General features: G+C 37.8%; 17 protein-coding genes. 7 read left to right on the forward strand and 10 right to left on the reverse strand.

All coding sequences use genetic code 11. From position 1 onward, the window contains the following. Positions 1-88 precede the first annotated feature (88 nt). On the forward strand, positions 89-1282 hold the full coding sequence (locus tag LEP1GSC195_RS14070) for a DegT/DnrJ/EryC1/StrS family aminotransferase (protein ID WP_015682361.1): 1194 nt from the start codon (positions 89-91) through the stop codon (positions 1280-1282). A gap of 6 nt (positions 1283-1288) precedes the next feature. On the opposite strand, the gene LEP1GSC195_RS14075 is transcribed toward LEP1GSC195_RS14070, so the two are convergent. The 3 genes from LEP1GSC195_RS14075 to LEP1GSC195_RS14085 are packed head-to-tail and all read right to left on the reverse strand — an operon-like array spanning position 1289 to position 4387. After that, complete coding sequence (locus LEP1GSC195_RS14075) at positions 1289-2119, reverse strand: hypothetical protein (protein WP_232227801.1); 831 nt, start codon at positions 2117-2119, stop codon at positions 1289-1291. Further along, positions 2064-3461, reverse strand: coding sequence for an NHL repeat-containing protein (locus LEP1GSC195_RS14080; RefSeq protein ID WP_015681428.1), 1398 nt, complete (start codon positions 3459-3461; stop codon positions 2064-2066). Before LEP1GSC195_RS14080 ends, LEP1GSC195_RS14075 begins: the two co-directional genes overlap by 56 nt. Further along, positions 3461-4387 (reverse strand): site-2 protease family protein, encoded by a 927-nt coding sequence (locus LEP1GSC195_RS14085; protein ID WP_015681663.1) that lies wholly within the window; start codon positions 4385-4387, stop codon positions 3461-3463. The genes LEP1GSC195_RS14080 and LEP1GSC195_RS14085 overlap by 1 nt, the downstream gene beginning before the upstream one ends. A gap of 362 nt (positions 4388-4749) precedes the next feature. Between LEP1GSC195_RS14085 and cysE the strand changes: the two genes are divergently transcribed. After that, the gene (cysE, locus tag LEP1GSC195_RS14090; protein ID WP_015682230.1) at positions 4750-5466 is read left to right on the forward strand and encodes a serine O-acetyltransferase; all 717 of its coding nucleotides are present in this window, start codon (positions 4750-4752) and stop codon (positions 5464-5466) included. Here cysE and LEP1GSC195_RS14095 read toward each other — a convergent pair. Continuing rightward, positions 5463-6251 carry an SHOCT domain-containing protein gene (locus tag LEP1GSC195_RS14095; protein ID WP_232227802.1) on the reverse strand — a complete coding sequence of 263 codons (789 nt, stop codon included), beginning with the start codon at positions 6249-6251 and terminating at the stop codon, positions 5463-5465. The two genes, cysE and LEP1GSC195_RS14095, sit on opposite strands and share 4 nt — an antisense overlap. Positions 6252-6288: 37 nt before the next feature. On the opposite strand from LEP1GSC195_RS14095, the gene LEP1GSC195_RS14100 reads away from it, so the two are divergent. Then, positions 6289-6804, forward strand: a complete 516-nt coding sequence (locus LEP1GSC195_RS14100; protein WP_232227803.1) for a peroxiredoxin family protein — start codon at positions 6289-6291, stop codon at positions 6802-6804. Further along, positions 6779-8002: an LIC10025 family lipoprotein gene (locus tag LEP1GSC195_RS14105; RefSeq protein ID WP_040506760.1), complete on the forward strand. Its 1224-nt coding sequence runs from the start codon at positions 6779-6781 to the stop codon at positions 8000-8002. The genes LEP1GSC195_RS14100 and LEP1GSC195_RS14105 overlap by 26 nt, the downstream gene beginning before the upstream one ends. A 56-nt stretch (positions 8003-8058) precedes the next feature. Here the strand turns inward: LEP1GSC195_RS14105 and LEP1GSC195_RS14110 are convergent, their stop codons facing one another. The 6 genes from LEP1GSC195_RS14110 to LEP1GSC195_RS14135 form a co-directional block, all read right to left on the reverse strand. After that, positions 8059-8664 (reverse strand): anthranilate synthase component II, encoded by a 606-nt coding sequence (locus tag LEP1GSC195_RS14110; protein ID WP_015681366.1) that lies wholly within the window; start codon positions 8662-8664, stop codon positions 8059-8061. 56 nt (positions 8665-8720) lie between these two features. Further along, positions 8721-10103 (reverse strand): anthranilate synthase component I family protein, encoded by a 1383-nt coding sequence (locus tag LEP1GSC195_RS14115; RefSeq protein WP_015680899.1) that lies wholly within the window; start codon positions 10101-10103, stop codon positions 8721-8723. A 111-nt stretch (positions 10104-10214) separates the two neighbouring features. Continuing rightward, positions 10215-10790 (reverse strand): superoxide dismutase, encoded by a 576-nt coding sequence (locus LEP1GSC195_RS14120; RefSeq protein ID WP_015682616.1) that lies wholly within the window; start codon positions 10788-10790, stop codon positions 10215-10217. Positions 10791-10899: 109 nt separating this feature from the next. Continuing rightward, complete coding sequence (locus LEP1GSC195_RS14125; RefSeq protein ID WP_015682104.1) at positions 10900-11742, reverse strand: inositol monophosphatase family protein; 843 nt, start codon at positions 11740-11742, stop codon at positions 10900-10902. Between the two features lie 12 nt (positions 11743-11754). Then, positions 11755-12645: an LIC_10030 family protein gene (locus LEP1GSC195_RS14130; protein WP_015681261.1), complete on the reverse strand. Its 891-nt coding sequence runs from the start codon at positions 12643-12645 to the stop codon at positions 11755-11757. Positions 12646-12669: 24 nt separating this feature from the next. Beyond that, the gene (locus tag LEP1GSC195_RS14135; RefSeq protein ID WP_015680744.1) at positions 12670-14652 is read right to left on the reverse strand and encodes a beta-galactosidase; all 1983 of its coding nucleotides are present in this window, start codon (positions 14650-14652) and stop codon (positions 12670-12672) included. A 75-nt stretch (positions 14653-14727) separates the two neighbouring features. Here LEP1GSC195_RS14135 and LEP1GSC195_RS14140 point away from each other — a divergent pair, with 75 nt between their 5' ends. The 3 genes from LEP1GSC195_RS14140 to tsaB are packed head-to-tail and all read left to right on the forward strand — an operon-like array spanning position 14728 to position 16705. Continuing rightward, the gene (locus tag LEP1GSC195_RS14140) at positions 14728-15582 is read left to right on the forward strand and encodes an Hsp33 family molecular chaperone HslO (protein ID WP_015681761.1); all 855 of its coding nucleotides are present in this window, start codon (positions 14728-14730) and stop codon (positions 15580-15582) included. Then, positions 15579-16037, forward strand: coding sequence for a tRNA (adenosine(37)-N6)-threonylcarbamoyltransferase complex ATPase subunit type 1 TsaE (tsaE, locus tag LEP1GSC195_RS14145; RefSeq protein WP_015681365.1), 459 nt, complete (start codon positions 15579-15581; stop codon positions 16035-16037). Before LEP1GSC195_RS14140 ends, tsaE begins: the two co-directional genes overlap by 4 nt. Then, positions 16034-16705 (forward strand): tRNA (adenosine(37)-N6)-threonylcarbamoyltransferase complex dimerization subunit type 1 TsaB, encoded by a 672-nt coding sequence (gene tsaB, locus LEP1GSC195_RS14150; protein WP_015680848.1) that lies wholly within the window; start codon positions 16034-16036, stop codon positions 16703-16705. Before tsaE ends, tsaB begins: the two co-directional genes overlap by 4 nt. Position 16706: the final 1 nt, after the last annotated feature.

Below are 16706 nucleotides of genomic sequence, written 5' to 3' on the forward strand. Positions count from 1 at the left end.
CTATTTAGGTTTGAAAAATCCCGTCGATAGGATCTAAGGGAGCGGAAAAGACTGGAAATTTTTTCTGAATTATGTCGTATAAATGAATATGCTCACATCTCGCAAAACCTTCCTACCGTTTGCTCTTCCTTCAATTTCTGAGGATGCGATTGAAGAAGTAGCCCAAGTGTTAAGGTCTGGATGGGTCACCTCAGGCCCCAAGGTCAAACAGTTTGAGATGGAGTTTAGCGACTTTGTAGGCAGTAAAGAAACCATCGCTGTCAATTCAGCGACTGCTGGTCTCCACCTAGCTTTAGAAGCGATCGGACTTACCGCCGAAGATGCTGCCATTACCAGTGCGATCACATTCACAGCCACCACAGAAGTGATTTGTTATTTCGGTGCCGAACCCATTCTCACAGATGTAGATCCAATTCACAATTTGATGACACCAACTACTTTACGGGAAACTATCGAATCCAAGTGCAAATGGAACGGTAAAGAACTCAAAAGTAAAAAAACTGGCAAACAAATCAAAGCCATCTTACCAGTACATTTGGCCGGTTATACTTGCGATATGGAAGGACTCATGGCAATCGCAAAAGAGTATAATTTATATGTAATTGAAGATGCAGCCCATGCTTTCCCCGCTGTCCACAAAGACAAAATGATCGGAACCTGGGGTGACTTCACTGTGTTTAGTTTTTATGCAACTAAAGGTATCACCACAGGAGAAGGGGGAATGGTCACCACTTCTCATAAAGAGGCGGCAGAACGAATTCGCAAAATGCGCCTTCATGGGATTAACCGTGATGCATTTAACCGACCAGGTTGGTATTACGAAGTGGTTGATGCTGGTTACAAATACAATATGACAGATATTGCGGCTGCGTTAGGTGTAGTTCAACTAAAAGAATCTCATGGATTCTGGGAGCGTAGAACCGAGATCGCAAAGCATTATAACCAAGAATTTAGTACATTAAAAGGAATCAAACTTCCGAAAGAAGATTCAAATGGGATTCATAGTTGGCATCTATACCGTATAGAACTTGATCCTAAAATTGCAAAAGTCGGACGCGATAGTTTTGTTGAAGAATTAAAAGAAAGAAATATTGGCACAAGCCTCCACTTCATTCCGATCTTCGAACATCCCTATTATAAAAAGACATTCCAATACAATCGAAAAGAATATCCAAATGCATGCCAAATGTATGATAGATCCATTTCTCTTCCTTTGTTTGCTGGTATGACCGAGTCTGATGAAAAAGATGTAATTGATGCTGTAAAAGATATTTTAAGCTAATGTGGGTCAGTTGACGATTTGTGCGGTTCGGTTCTGATAAAACTCCGGGTCGTACAACTTCAAAAGATCCACCAAACCTAAAATAAATTCTGTATCCGTACCATCTGACTTTCTGCGAATCCAAAATCCCACAAGTTCTTTTACAACCTGAGCATCTATGGTTTCATCTCCTTTTCTATAAACAAAACGAGAGGACTCTTCTGGATCTTCATTGTCTGTAAAAGCAGGATAGAGAAATAAGATAAATCGATCTAAGTAGTAGGGATCTAGTCTATCTTCTTCCACTAACAATAAATAACGGTCGGCCTCTTTTCGAAAAAATCTTGGATTGGAATCTAGTTTTTGGTATACGATAAAAAATTCACGGGCCGTGTTTCGAACCAAACTTTCGTAAATGGGTAAAGTTATTTTATATAATGATGGGTTTGTTTTTGCAGGAAGGAGAAATTCTCGTAGTTTCAAAGGAAATTCTGGATTGTAATGTCCAAATTCAGTACGGGAATTCAATTCTAGATAGTACTTACTATGAGGGCCTGATTCATAAATCTGAATCCCCAAATACTCCGATAGTTTTTTAAAACTAAGAATTGTTTGAATTTTACAATAGATTTTGTGATAGGAAATTTCTTTTTCACAATACAATCCCAGTTTGGGAAATTGTATCCAAGTGAACTCTACTAATTCCTGAAATCTTTTTTCACGTTCAAACGTTTTGTCTACAAACAGAGAATCAAATCTTTGTCCGAAGCCAGAACAAGCAAATAAAAAGAATACGGATATTTTACTTAATTTTGTATGTAATTTCAGCAGGTAAATTTTCCCATTCCGAATTGGCATCCTTACGGAAGTATACCGGAGAAACTGAGGATTTGAAATTCAAACTTTGGAATAAAATCAAATCAGACTCTTTTTTTTCAAAATATCGCTTATCCGTATTACTTCCAAGACCCAAATCCCCAATAGGAATCCAACCGTAACTCAAAAGAAAAATGGATAAGGAATCTTGCATAGACTTTGGCTTTCCTTTTTCAAAACGAATCATTCGAAACGGCTGCATCGGAACTCCAATGGCTTTCATTTTATCTTTAAAATCATTTATACCAACACTAGTTTGGCGAGCTTGATAAATCGCATCCAAATAATCTCTAGGTAAAAATTTTACTTCCTCACTAGGTTTTTCATAAAAAGCGGTCACATCCCCCGGATATACAGCTTCTTTATCTAAATACTCATCAGTAACATAGTACTTAATAAATTGATTTTTAGAAGAGAATTTATACTTAACAGTTTGTTCTCCAGGTAAGTCTTCGATGGATAACTTCTTCATTTGAACTCGGTTCCTTTGAATGAAAGTTGGCTGGTAGGCCGGATCGGAAAACTTAACAGATCGAATTCTTTGTTGTTCATTCGATGGCGGATGAAGGATAGCTATTTGTGCTTTTGATAAGGAAACAGAATCAAGTTTGAATTTTAATGTAACTTCTAAATTGTATTCTTCTTCTCCTGAAGCAATAAAACGTTCTGTCTCAACGAAGGGAATATTTTTGATTTCCTTATTTTCGCGGTCTACAACCCAAAGTTTAGATCCACTTAGTAAAACACCACGAATAGATCTTAGATTTGTTTTAATCGATCCTGTAATTTTTCCTGTTTTCGTGTCATACCGGTAGATGCTATTATCTGCCGAATCCGAAATCCATAAGGAATCTCTCCCATAACAGATGTCACGCGGCCGAGTGCGATCCGTGAAAAATCCACCTATCAAAAGTGAAGTCGATTGATCATAAATTTGAACTTTTCCAGAATCCAAATCCAAAATATAATAATAATTTCCGACGCTGGCAATACCGGCAACATTGGAAAGGGGGATCTGAATTTTATCAGTAATCCCACCGGAGTTGGGATCTAGTTTCAGAATCTGTTTGGGTGCCACGACAAGAAGTTTGCCTTCACGAGCATCAAAACTAATACCACGCAGGTTTGCTAAACCTAAGTTAAAGATCTCTTGTTCACCAATTTCATTGATTTTAATAATTGCACGACGATTGGTATCAATGTACCAAAAATTGATTCCATCCCAAGCAAGACCGTATGCTTTCTCTGTAAGTTTGTATTCCTTACTTTCCTGTGCCAATAATCCGAATGAAAAGAATGTTAATAATAATAAAATACGAATCATTAATCTAACCCAACGCTTTGTGTTATCAGACGAAAAATATCCATGAGTAAAGATGATTCCTCAAATTCGGAACCCAAGATAATCGGTTTCGGAACAAAAATGATTAGGAATGTTACTAACATTGATGCTCCAAAGTAAAAACGAAATTTTCCAATTCCCGATACGGAATCGCGAATAAAGGGGTGTTCGATCTTCACAACATAATAGATAATAAAACCCCAAAGTAGCCAAGTAAAATGAACCAAAGCGAAAATCATAAAAAACACAAATAAACGGTGAATCCATTTTCGATAATTTTCACCAAACATAGAATAGATGACGTGACCACCGTCCAATTGACCAAAAGGAAGTAGGTTTACTGCTGTAATTAAAAGACCCACCCATCCAGCTTTAGCAAGTGGGTGCGCTTGTATATCCATCGTTGAAAGATCAATGGGGCCGAGGATCCACTGAGTAGTAAAATAAGTGAAAAGGCTATCGCCAAAAAACAAAAAACCAGATCGATCAAAGTCTGGTGGAATTTCAATCACTTTGGACAAACTAATACCCACTAACCAGGCAATTACAGAAAGGATTAAACTTGCTGCGGGTCCACCAATACCAATATCGAATAAAACCTTTTTATCAGGAATTTGTTGTTTGATTTGGATCACAGCTCCCATGGTTCCGATCGGTCCCACTGGTAAAGGAATGAAGTACGGCCATGTGGCTTTCACACCATAATACCTGGCGGGTAGATAATGGCCCATTTCATGGGCTAGTAAAATGAATAACAAAGAAGCCGAATAGGGCCAGTTCTCAAAAAACATAAGTTTATAATTCTCTAATGTTTGAGGAATTTGAGGATTGAGAAAAATATCAGAGTAAGTTAAAGTAAAAAAAGTAAGAATGAATAAAAGAATGTGTATTGTTTTTTTTGATTCCAAAGTCGGAACAACCTAGAAATTTATTTCTACTCGAAAGAATATAGAACTTAAGTTTAGAATCAATTAGAAACCCAAACAGCAAAAGAAATTTAAAAGGTTCTCAAGGATCTGAACTTCATTCAGATTGAACCTTAATTCCTGCACCATTTGGAAAAACTGTGTCAATTCCTTACGAAATGGCAAAGTTGATTCTTTTTTGCAGATCCTTTGAAATGAAATTTTTCTTCCTCAAATTGGGTCTTTGGATTCCATTGAACAAGTGAATTTTTTGTACAGATCCTCAGTTCCTTATCCTTTTAAATCTTTCCCAACCCTTGGAAAAGTTGACTCGTCTAATCAGTAATTATAAAACCAACTAATCAATGTTTGAAAATATAAAAATTATCAAAAAATTTGACCCGGCAGCAAAATCCTATTTGGAAATTGTGCTTTGTTACCCTGGGCTGCATGCCCTATGGCTCCATAAATTCGCTCATTTACTTTATAAACTTCGATTGCCCATCATCCCAAGACTGGTAAATTACATTAGTCGGTTTTTAACGGGCATTGATATCCACCCTGGTGCCAAAATTGCGCCAGGTGTTTTTATAGATCACGGTTCTGGAGTAGTGATTGGAGAAACTGCAATTATAGGCAGTGGTTCCCTCATCTTCCAAGGAGTGACCCTTGGGGGAACAGGAAAAGAATCCGGAAAACGACATCCAACGATTGGTAAGCATGTAGTAATAGGAGCAGGGGCGAAAGTTCTAGGAAATATCACAGTTGAAGACCATGTCCGAGTTGGTGCTGGATCTGTTGTTATGCGAAATGTTCCGGCAGGTTGTACTGTAGTGGGAATTCCTGGTAAGGTAGTTAAGGCTGGTGACATAGCGTCTGATAGCGTAGAACAAATGTTAGAACACAATCAAATGCCAGATCCAATTGCCAAAGTATTTTCTGTTCTACTGGAAAAAGTCGAAACTCAACAACAGCTCATTAACAAACTTTACGAAAAACAACAACTGTTAGAAAAATCTTCAATTGAAGCTCAAGAAGATGATAGATTCCTTCAAGAATTCATTCATGGAGATGGAATTTAAAATTCTTTTAAAAGTTCTGTCTTCTTGCGGTTGTATTCCTCATCTGTTATGAGTTGGTTCTTTCTCATTTCTTCTAATGCTTTTAGTTTTTCTGGAACTGATTTCCATTGTTCCACTGGTGCAATGACCTCTTCCTCCTTTGGATACTTATAGAGAGGAGGATTTGGAATCAATTCTGGAATCTGATAAACAACCACATTCCCATAAATACCATTTTTACTAACAAGTTTGTCTTTATACAAACTTGTATGTTGTTTGTCTCGTAGCCAAAGTTCGGGTCTATAGATTGGTTTGATTGGGGAAGGATGAAAAATCACCCAATCTTCGAATGAATACTGCGTTTGGAAACTGATATTAGTATTGATTTCATGAAATAATAAAACCAAACCTTCTTCTGTACCTAAGATATAAAAACTTGTTTTTAGTATTTTTACGTTCGGTGCGAGAATATCATCTAACTTAAAAATACAAAGATACACTTTTGGTTCTTTATTTGTAACTACCTTCTCAGCAAATTTTTGTATTTCAGGCAGATAGGCCTCTGGAACCAAAACCTCCCAATCTTCATAAGCAAGGACACCTCGTTTGTATTGGATGGACTTTAGTACATTGGGTAGTTCAGTGAATTTTATTGTGTCTATGTTAAGTTTTGAAACTTCATTTGGAAAAATCTTCCGCCATTCATCTTCCTCCACTTCAAAAAAAGCCAAAGATGCGGAAGAATCTATAAGTTTAATTTTACTAGCAAAACTGGAACAATCGGTAATAAAAAAAATAAGAAGCAAAACAAAGGATTTTTTTGAACTTGCCGTTAATGAATTTATGAATACGCTGAAAACCGTGTATCGACTGGTTTTGTTTTTGATTGTATTTGGTTTTTTATCTGGCGAAAAATGGAATGCACAGGCCATGCCACAATTTCAGATGAAGGACCAATATGGGCAATCGTATTCTGACAGTTCCGTAAAAGGAAAACCTGTCGTATTAATGGGATGTTTCCTTCGTGATCTGGAACTCTGCCGCAAACAAGGCCGAAAACTCTACTGGAAAATGCAAAATTTACTTTGGAAAGATAGTTCGAAAGTTCACTTCCTTCTTTATTTGGATTTCCAAGAAACAAACAAACTTGTGGAAGATTACCTAGAAGAATCCAAAACAAAACAATTTGAAAGTATTCTTTTGGATCGCAAAGGCCACCTTTCCGTCGGTCTAACCAAAGGCGAATCCTACATACGAATATTTAATAAATCAGGCAAACTAGTTTCTTCATCCTATCAGGAACAAATGGATGAAGATCTTATCCGAGAAATATATGGCATTCTTAAAAAAGAAATATAACTTTCACAATTATTTATTATGTACGCTAATCTTCGTTAGTGTTTCTAATTGTTTTCAAAAAAATGAAAACTATTATCAGTTTTGGAAAGGATATGACCATCTGCAACGGTCCATCAAATCTACCTCAAAAAACGAAGTATTTTTTGCAGCCCTTGCTGGCAGTCTCAGCGAAGAAAACGAATCCCAACTTCCAAAGACTCCAGAAGGTTATCCTTTCCTTTCCCTCTCCGGTAGCATTGACAACCAACAGAATTGGAACCTGCATTGGAATGAGCCAGAGCCAACTAAATACGATTTTCTTGCTAAAGTTACTTTTACACCCAAACAATGGGAAGAACGAGAGATTTATGCTGTGGAAAAAAAGACCATTCATAAACTAAACGGGTACCAACCACGAGATTTTTTCAAATGGTTTCATGATTTTGCTTTAGCCATCAATGACCACAATGCTTATCAATCTTTGAAATCAACATCGCAAAACTTGCAATTTCTTTGTAGTGCCATGCAATGCCATGTAACTGAAAATGCAGAATGGCATACGTTAGAATTCACAATCAACGAAGATACAAAGACTAAGTTTCCTGGATTTTACCAACGAACAGGCTCACGATTAGAAAAAACTAAACTAAATATTGAAGTATGGGATAAATTCAATCCAACTCATAAATTTAAAATTACAAATCAGGGCAAAACCATCCAGTTTCATTTTCCCATTGATCCTCCTGCCGATTACTTTCTTTCTCCAAAAGAAATACGATTTTTAGGAGATTTTGAAATCCGATCTTTTGGGATCACCGTAAAAATCAATAATTTGGAATACAAATTAAAAACAAGTTTTGATAATCAAACAGACACTCTTAACGGACATTTTGTACGGATTGGGAAAAAAGAAATCAACGGAAGTTTTTTCTACATTATTCCCCAAGGTTTTGTGAATTTTTTTATCCCAGGGAATATGGATGAATACTTTAATGAGTTTTTTACCCTACTTATCCAAGGAACCCAAGGAAGGGGAGGTTCCCAAATCCATGCAACGTTTAGAAAAACACCGCGCGGACAAATCAATACGATTACCACTTACAACGAAACTAAAAGGAAACGGTTTTCTTTGTTTGGCGGCGATGATTCTCAAAAGGCAAGTAATGATTTTGATTTTTTTGCCTCATGGGAAGAGGCCATGTTGGAAGATTTAAAGTAAAAACGAAGGCCTCATTTTTTATTTAACTTAAAAAATGGATCTGTTTCCCTATCAAATTAGGAATTAATAAAATTTCTCAGTAGGTCTTTCCCCTCTTCCGATCCAAACGATTCTGGATGGAATTGGACTCCTTCAATTTTTAAAGTTTTGTGTCGAAGTCCCATAATTTCCCCCTTTCCCTCACCTGCGGAAACTCGGGCCGTAATTTCCAAATCCTTGGGAAGCGAAGTTTCTTTCGCCACCAAGGAATGGTAACGCATGATTTCAATGCCCTGTGTGAGCCCTTGGAAGACACCTTTACCATCATGTTCGATTGGAGAAAGTTTACCGTGCATAGCCACATTAGCACGAACCACTTCTCCACCAAATACCGTTGCCATTCCTTGCATTCCAAGACAAATCCCAAGCACGGGAGTTGTTTTACCCAATTCCTTTAGAATGTCAGCACTGACTCCAAAATAAGCCGGGTCTGCGGGATGGCCGGGTCCGGGAGAAATAATAATCTTATCATAGTTAGCTGATTTGATTGTTTCGAAAGATTTTTCATCATTTCGAATCACATCCAGTTGAAAGAGTTCTTCCCTTTCTTCCAAGATTTCACCAACGAGTTGGTAAAGGTTAAATGTAAAAGAATCATAATTGTCTAGGATAAGTACTTTCATAGGGATGTAGATTTTCCTTTGTTTTTGAAATGTTTCATATAAATTTCCATCACAGCTTATGACCCTTTATGTAAATCTAGAGCTTTGCGAACCGAGGCCATTTTATTAATAATTTCTTGGTATTCATCTTCCGGTTTAGAATCAAAAACAATTCCTCCAGAAGCCCGGACAAAACCTTTGATTCCATTCACAAAAAAACTACGAATCGGAATTGCAAATGTACAATCCCCATTCAATCCAAAACTTCCCACAGCACCGCCATACGGACCACGTGGAGATTTTTCAATCCGTTCAATGATCTTCATGGATTCAATCTTTGGGGCACCAGAGAGTGTTCCTGCGGGGAAGGAAGAAGCAAGTCCCGAAAACATATCTTCTTTGGAAGAAAGAATTCCTACCACTTCGCTAGAGATATGTTGCACATGAGAAAATCTTTTTACATCAAAACGTCTACGCACCTTGACTGTTCCAAATTTTGCCACTCGGCCCACATCGTTACGATGAAGGTCGATGAGCATATTGTGTTCGGCGATTTCTTTGGGATCAGTTAAAAGTTTTCTTGCAAGGAGAGTATCTTCTTTGGCGTCAACTCCCCGTTTGGTGGTGCCAGCTAAGGGAAAGGATTCCATTTCTCCTTGCCGTAACCTGAATAATAACTCAGGACTTGCACCCAAAATGGCACGAGATCCAAATTTTACATAATACATATGAGGAGAAGGATTGATCTCTCTCAAGGTTTCATAAATAGCTAATGGATTTCCATCCACTTGATAAATTTCCTCAAAACCAATTTGGCATTGGAAGGTGTTTCCGGCTTTCACTTCTTCTAAAGCCTCTTCCACCATTTGTTTATGCACTTCTTTGGACAAACCCGCTTGTAATAAAGAAACCTTGGCTTTTGGTTTCTCAGACTTTTGCTTCACTGCCAGGTTTAGGATTTGGTTCACTTCATCGATACGGTTTGTGCCGTTATCAAAATAGATTAACTCGCCAGTAAATTTATCGTAAATCAATCCATCTAAATACAATCCAAAAATCATAGCTGGAAAATCAGGGTGGGGTTCCAGTTTTAATTTTGGTTCAAAGAACTGCATACTTTGATAACCCAAATAACCTACAAATCCACCCGCATAACTAATGCTTAGCGAATTATAATCAGTAAGTTCTCTGAGAGCATAGTATGGGTTCTCAACAGAATATTTTTTTCCATCAATTTCTAAAACTCCAGTCTCACCCACGAGGATGTGAGAAGGTTCAAAACCCATAACAGAATACCGAGAATCGTATTGGTTGTCCCCTGCGGATTCTAATAAAAAACAATTCTCGTATTTTGCCTCAACGACCCTAAAAAGTTCCCAAAACTCGATTCCTTCAGGTAAGAATAACGAAGTGTAATTTGGTTTTTTGGGGATTTTGATTTTCGGAAGTGTTTGGGTCATAAAAAACTCTGTATTTGGTACCAAGATTCATTTTTAATCTTATAATGAAATAAAAAAGGCAGGAGCCGGATTCCGGAACCTGCCTTTCGACGTGTGATTTTGAATCCGTTCTTATTTTAAGTTTTGGTTTGCGAAGTCCCAGTTTACTAAATTCCAGAATGCTTCCACGTATTTTGGACGAGCATTACGGAAATCGATATAGTATGCATGTTCCCAAACGTCAATTGTTAGTAAAGATTGGAGACCATCTTTCAATGGGCTACCAGCATTGCTTGTGTTGACGATTTCTACGCCGTCACCTTTTTTAACAAGCCAAGTCCATCCAGATCCAAAGTTAGTAATGGCCGATTGTGAAAACTTTTCTTTGAAAGCATCAAAAGAACCAAAAGACTTAGTGATGAGATCAGCAACAGCACCTGTAGGAGCTCCGCCACCTTTTGGAGAAAGGGAATGCCAGTAGAAAGTATGGTTCCAAATCTGAGCTGCGTTATTGAAAATTCCGCCGGAAGACTTTTTTACAATTTCTTCCAGACTAGCGTTTTCAAACTCAGTACCTTTGATTAGGTTATTGAGATTGGTAACGTAAGTTTGGTGGTGTTTTCCGTAGTGAAACTCGAGAGTTTCTGCAGAAATATGCGGAGCAAGTGCATCCTTAGCATAAGGAAGTTCTGGGAGTTTATGTTCCATGGTGGGTGTCTCCTGATGGATTCAAGTGTATTTGTATTTTGTATCTAGTATGGATCGCAAAAGCAAATCGTAAACTAAAAAAGTAGAATGGTTCTAATCATTCCCTCTATCAATTTCGACTGACTGTAGAACGAACTGTCTTTAATAAATTTAAAATTTCGGAATGTAAAACTCCATTAGAAGCCACTAATTCCGGAAGTCCTGTGTAATAATGGACTCCATTTAAGTCAGTCAATTTCCCACCAGCTTCCGCCAAAATCACAGAAATGGCAGAAACATCCCAGTGTTTGACTGTTTTTTCCCAAATCGCATCCATTACACCTTCAGCGATGAAACAGGCATCCAAAACAAAAGAGCCAGTTCTACGAAAAGAACGTGCGTAGGTTAAAAATCCGGAAAGGTCAGCCATAATTTCCTGGATCATGTGAGCTCGTTTGGTGGGAAGATTCGGTGAAAAAATGGCACGGTTCAATTCAGAAATGGTGGAAGTATAAATTTGTTCCCCATTTTTATATGCGCCCTCTCCCATCACCGCAGAATAGACGGATTCTTGTGGAGGAACAATCACAACTCCACCGACAGGTGTTTCTCTATGTTCTAACCCAAAGGATATTGCATACAAAGGCAGTCCACGAACAAAATTCATGGATCCGTCCACTGGATCTAATACCCACTTAAAATCCCCACCATCAATGGTTGGCTTGTCCTCACAGATAATTCCATCTTTTGGAAAGGATTTTTGTAAAAATCGAATTAAAATATCACCTAACTTACCGTCGGCGGCATCTATTCGTTCCTTTTCATCGGCATCTGTTTGTGATCGAATGGCGGAGACTTCTCGTTGAATTTTTTTTGCTTCATGGATGATTCCCATAGCATTTGCTTTTACGTATTCGATCCGTTTGATGGTTTCATCAATAGGGAAACTAATGGTTGGTGAAGATATGCCCATATTACCTGCTATTTAATTATCGGATGATTTCGTAATGACTTTCCACAAAATATTACCAGACTTCGACTGAGTTCTTTCCACTTCGAATAAAGAAAGATATTCGTGATATTTCTTTAAAGTTTCATCCGGAATCCCCTGGTCTGTTTCTGTCAAAATCGGATAAAAGTTTTTGAAATGCTGGATTGTTTTTGGCAAACTAGGGATTAAAAATCTCAAAGATAGGGATAAATAGTCTATTCCGATGGGACTATAGATCCTTCCTAATTTCCATACTTCAGAATTGATTCCTAATTCTTCACGAATTGTCGATTCTGTTTCTGAAAAATCAATTTCATCAAAGATTTCCGAAAACTTTCGAATCGGCTTATTTTCATCTTTCTCGGATTCTACACGGAAGACCCCACCCTGAAATCGTTTTGCTTGAAAGTCCGTAATATCCTCACCGTCCTCTAAAGTGGAATGGAGGTGAATGATTTTGGTTTGAAAGTACAATCTGTCCGTAAGGATAGAGGGAGTCATATTTTGGGAACCAGGCTTCTTAATTTCTTCCGACTTGGCACCACCCAAATACAACATATCTACAGAAAATACATATAAAAACCGAGACGAACCAAATAACATGGGTCTTACAAAAAACAATTTCCCAGTCTCTCTTTTGGGCCGAGGTTCTGGTAATAAACAGGTTCCCTCGATAGCTTCGGGAATGTATTTTAGAACTGTATGTACAAAATCCTTAATATCACCAAACTCAGGTTGTGTGACCGAAGTTCCGGGGATTACAAATTTTTCCGGAAATTGAATATAAGGGGAATGTAGATTATCTACATAGATTTCACCTGATTTATTTTTTGCGGATGTTTCATTTAGAATCCGATTGATTGATTTATAATCTTGTATTTTCATTATCTATTTTCAAATAACAAAGTTCTATTTTGGAATTCTTTTGATCTTATAACCAAATGGTTTTAAAATGGAAAGTCCGGCCAGTTTGTAACGAGGAGAATGGTTCATTGTAATTTCATAATTGTATTGTTTTCCTTCGCGATGATGGCGCTCAATACTCGCACCAAGAAAACCAAAACGAACACCCGCTTCTTTTAATATCTTTCGGTACAAAAGAATAAAACTTTCGGGAGTTAAGGAAGTTCCTACATAATAGACTTTTCCTTTACCGTAAGTATTAACTGTGATGGCAGGTTTTCCCGAATAAAACTTTTTAGAATCCTTGTATCGTGCGATCACTTTCGCCGTAGTAGGCTCCAAAATTTCGCAAAATTTAGATCCTTTTAATGGTAAAAATCCCATTCGAATTCCCACCTTGTCAGTTGCCGGCGCCTCAAATTGAAACACCTCTACACCCGCCATTTCAGAAAAAACACCAGGAACTGGTTCTTCCACCATCCAATGGTCTTTATCCTTGATTCCGGCTCGGTAACCAAGAACCAAAGTTCCACCATTTGCTACATACTTTTTTAGTTTTTCTACAACGAGTGGATCAAACATTGTATAGAGAGGAAGGGTCAAGACTTTGTACTTAGACCAATCATAATCAACATGAACAGGTAAAGAATGGGAATTTACATTTAAAACATTGGTTCCCGCAAACCAAGTAGCAAGTTCTATATCATAACCCACTTGTGCAAAAGGTACGGGAGCAAATTTTAATCCATCACTTAAAGGTTGGTGTTTATAATTACGAGAATTTTCTATATCATGTAAAATTGCCACCTCAGCTTTGTAAGGCGACTCTGCGATATCAGCTGCAAATTCTTTAATGTCCTGAATGGTTTCTTTTAACTCAAAGTATTTGGTAGTTTTTCTTTTTCCATGATCCAAAATCCCGTAACAAAGTTGTTCCTGACCAAAACGTGCCGTGCGATAACGAAAGAAATAAATTTGGTTCGCACCGTTTACTATTGCTTGTGTCAACCAAAGCCCAATTTGTCCCGGAGGAGGAAGATAACCCAAAGTATCATGACCTTGTACACCAGAGAACTGCTCCATTACAGTGTAGGGTATATTTTTTAATCCTCTCGAATACTGTTGGGTAGCTGTAACCAGTGGATGGGGGTATGGTTCTTGTTGGTTCCCCCAAACAGGATAGTTGTCCCAAGACACATAGTCTAACTTAGAAAATAGAGCAGACATATCGGTTACTGGTAAAAAGGGAGAAGGATAAAGATTGGTAGTGAGTGGTTTGTTTTTACTATACTTTCTTAATATCTCTGCTTGGAAGTGAATATAAGATACAAGTTCATCTGATTGAAATCTGTAATAATCTTGAATCATCGCAGGATTGAAATTACTAGCCACATGAGCTGCCGGTAAAGGAATTTCACTCCAATCAGAATAAATCACCCCCCAAAACACATTCCCCCAACGTTTGTTAAGCGAATCTAAGGTTTTATATTTATTCTTTAGCCAGATTCGAAAATTCTTTAACGCTAAAGGGGAATAGTCTACATCGGAACCTTCGTGTCCAGGTTCGTTATCAATTTGCCAACCAACGACAGCCGGATGGTTGCCAAAATGTTTGGCCATAGCTGTCACAATTCGTTCTGTAGCTTTTTTATAGGCAGCAGATGAAAAACAAGCTTGGCGTCTGGTGCCGATTCCTCTTACAATTCCCTCTTTTGATACCTGTACGATTTCCGGAAATTTTTTGTACAACCAAGGAGGGAAGGTAGCTGTCGGAGTTCCTAAGATCGCAGTCATCCCATGTTCTTGGATTTTTTTTAAAATAGCATCAAACAAAGAAAAGTCGAACTTTCCTTCCTTCGGCTCCATGATTCCCCATGCGAATTCTGCCAACCTTACGGAAGAAAGACCCATTTCTTTCATTATTTTTAGGTCTTCATCCCAGTCCTTAGGGTTCCATTGTTCGGGGTAATAACAGGCACCAAAGATCATATTTTTCCTTTTTGCGATTGCAGAATCTATCTTGTGACACAGACTGAATCAGAAAACACCCCTTTCAATCAAATAATGTCTGACAAAGTTATTTTAGGTATATCCAACACCCATCACTATCGATTTACACTAGTCGATCTCACGGAAACTGCTAAAGAAGCTATGTTTCTACATTCTCTTAACAAAGAAATGTCCGTATTCCTTTCCAAAACCATGATGGGTGCGTTGTTTCTCGCAGAGATGACAAAAAACCAACAAAAGGTTAGTATTCAATGGAAAGATGATTCCAACAAACAAGCATTAGCCTACAGTGATCGATATGGAAAAATGAAATCTGTGGCTTATTCTGCAAGTCATGAAGAGGGTGATATTCGAAATGAATTTATACTCGGACAGGGAATCATGAAGGTGATTCGTTGGGACTTTGATTCTGATACTTATCAGTCCTATACCAACCTCGTAGAAGATACATTTGAAGTTAATTTTATTAAGTATCTAACCGAGTCTGAACAAATCAAAGGCATTGTAGGAATGGAAGTTTTTCCTTTTGATTTTCCTGGAAATGATTTCTCGGCGAAGGGTCTATTTTTTGAAGCCCTTCCCGATGCCCCAGAAGAAAGTTTTTTATTTTTAATTTCAAAGATTCAACCATTGGTTCAAAAAGAATCCTTTTGGGCTTTGGGTTTGGATGAAATGTTTCTGTCCCTACAAACCGAAATTGGATCCTATTTAGAAATTTTAAGTAACGAGGCTCCTGAATTTTTGTGCGATTGTTCCAGACATAAGGTTGCCGATATCATTGCCTCCCTCGGCAAACAAGAAGCCGACTCTATCATCGATGAATTTGGAAAGATCGAAATCACTTGTGAATTTTGTAGAACCGCTTATCAATTTGATTCCTTCGACGTGGAGAAGTTCTTTAACCAATGAAGGCGAGTTTTCTCTCCCTGAGAGAATCGGAACTGAGTCCCTTGTTTGTAAGTTTAGATCAGTTAGTGGCAAATTTTCTTAAAAATAACCAATTTCCAATTCTACTACTTTCTGGCGAAATGGGGGCAGGGAAAACTACCTTCATTCGGGAGTGGTTCAGTCGATTTGGTACTGAAAGTTCTATCAATTCACCTACCTTTTCTTTGTATAATATTTACGATTCGCCTAACTTTCGTTTGTATCATTTTGATTTGTATCGACTCAAATATCCTGAAGAACTCGATGAATTGGGATTTGAAGAGATTTGGGGAAAGGAAGGAGTTTCTGCCATTGAATGGTGGCAAATCGCTGAACCTTACCTACCAAAAGCAAATCGAATTCTACTTTCAATTGAGTCTGATTCCCTAGAATATCGCTCTTATACTTTAGAATGGTCGGAAAACGAAATTCAATGAATGTTCTATATTTCGACACAACGCAAGATTGGATCCAGGTTCTTGTTGCCCTTTACCAGTCGGAGCCTAACCTCCAAATACTAGCCAAACAAACGGAAACCACACCAAAAGAATCCTCTTACAAATTAGTTGAGATGATTCGAATGACTCTCGAAGATGCTAAAGTAAAAAAACCAGATCTTATTATTGTGACTACTGGGCCAGGATCCTTTACTGGAATTCGCATAACAGTGACTACAGCAAGAGACCTAGCCCAATTATGGGACATCCCAGTTTTTGGAATTGATAGTATGGAAGCTTATTTGGTGGGTTTCCAAAAAAAAGAGTCAGATGGGAAAACTTCCCTCTTTTGTTTGGATGGCAAACAAAATAAATATTATACAAAATATGCTACCAAATTTGATTTTTCAGAATCCTTCGACCTTACTCCAGAATTGATCGAATTAAAACTTCGAACCGCCGAATGGACACCTAACAATTGGTACTATACTGGAAATTTACCGAAGTTTTACCCAAATTCAGCTACAAAAATTGAAGCGACAAAGTTGAATCTTTCGTCTATACTAGAGTATAGTTTGAAACGATACTTCGAATCAGAACCAAATAAAAACGACTATTTATCTCTCCTGCCCAATTACATTCGCGGGACCTATGTAGATCACAAATGAA

It is taken from the genome of Leptospira wolbachii serovar Codice str. CDC (assembly GCF_000332515.2).
Lineage (GTDB): Bacteria > Spirochaetota > Leptospiria > Leptospirales > Leptospiraceae > Leptospira_A > Leptospira_A wolbachii.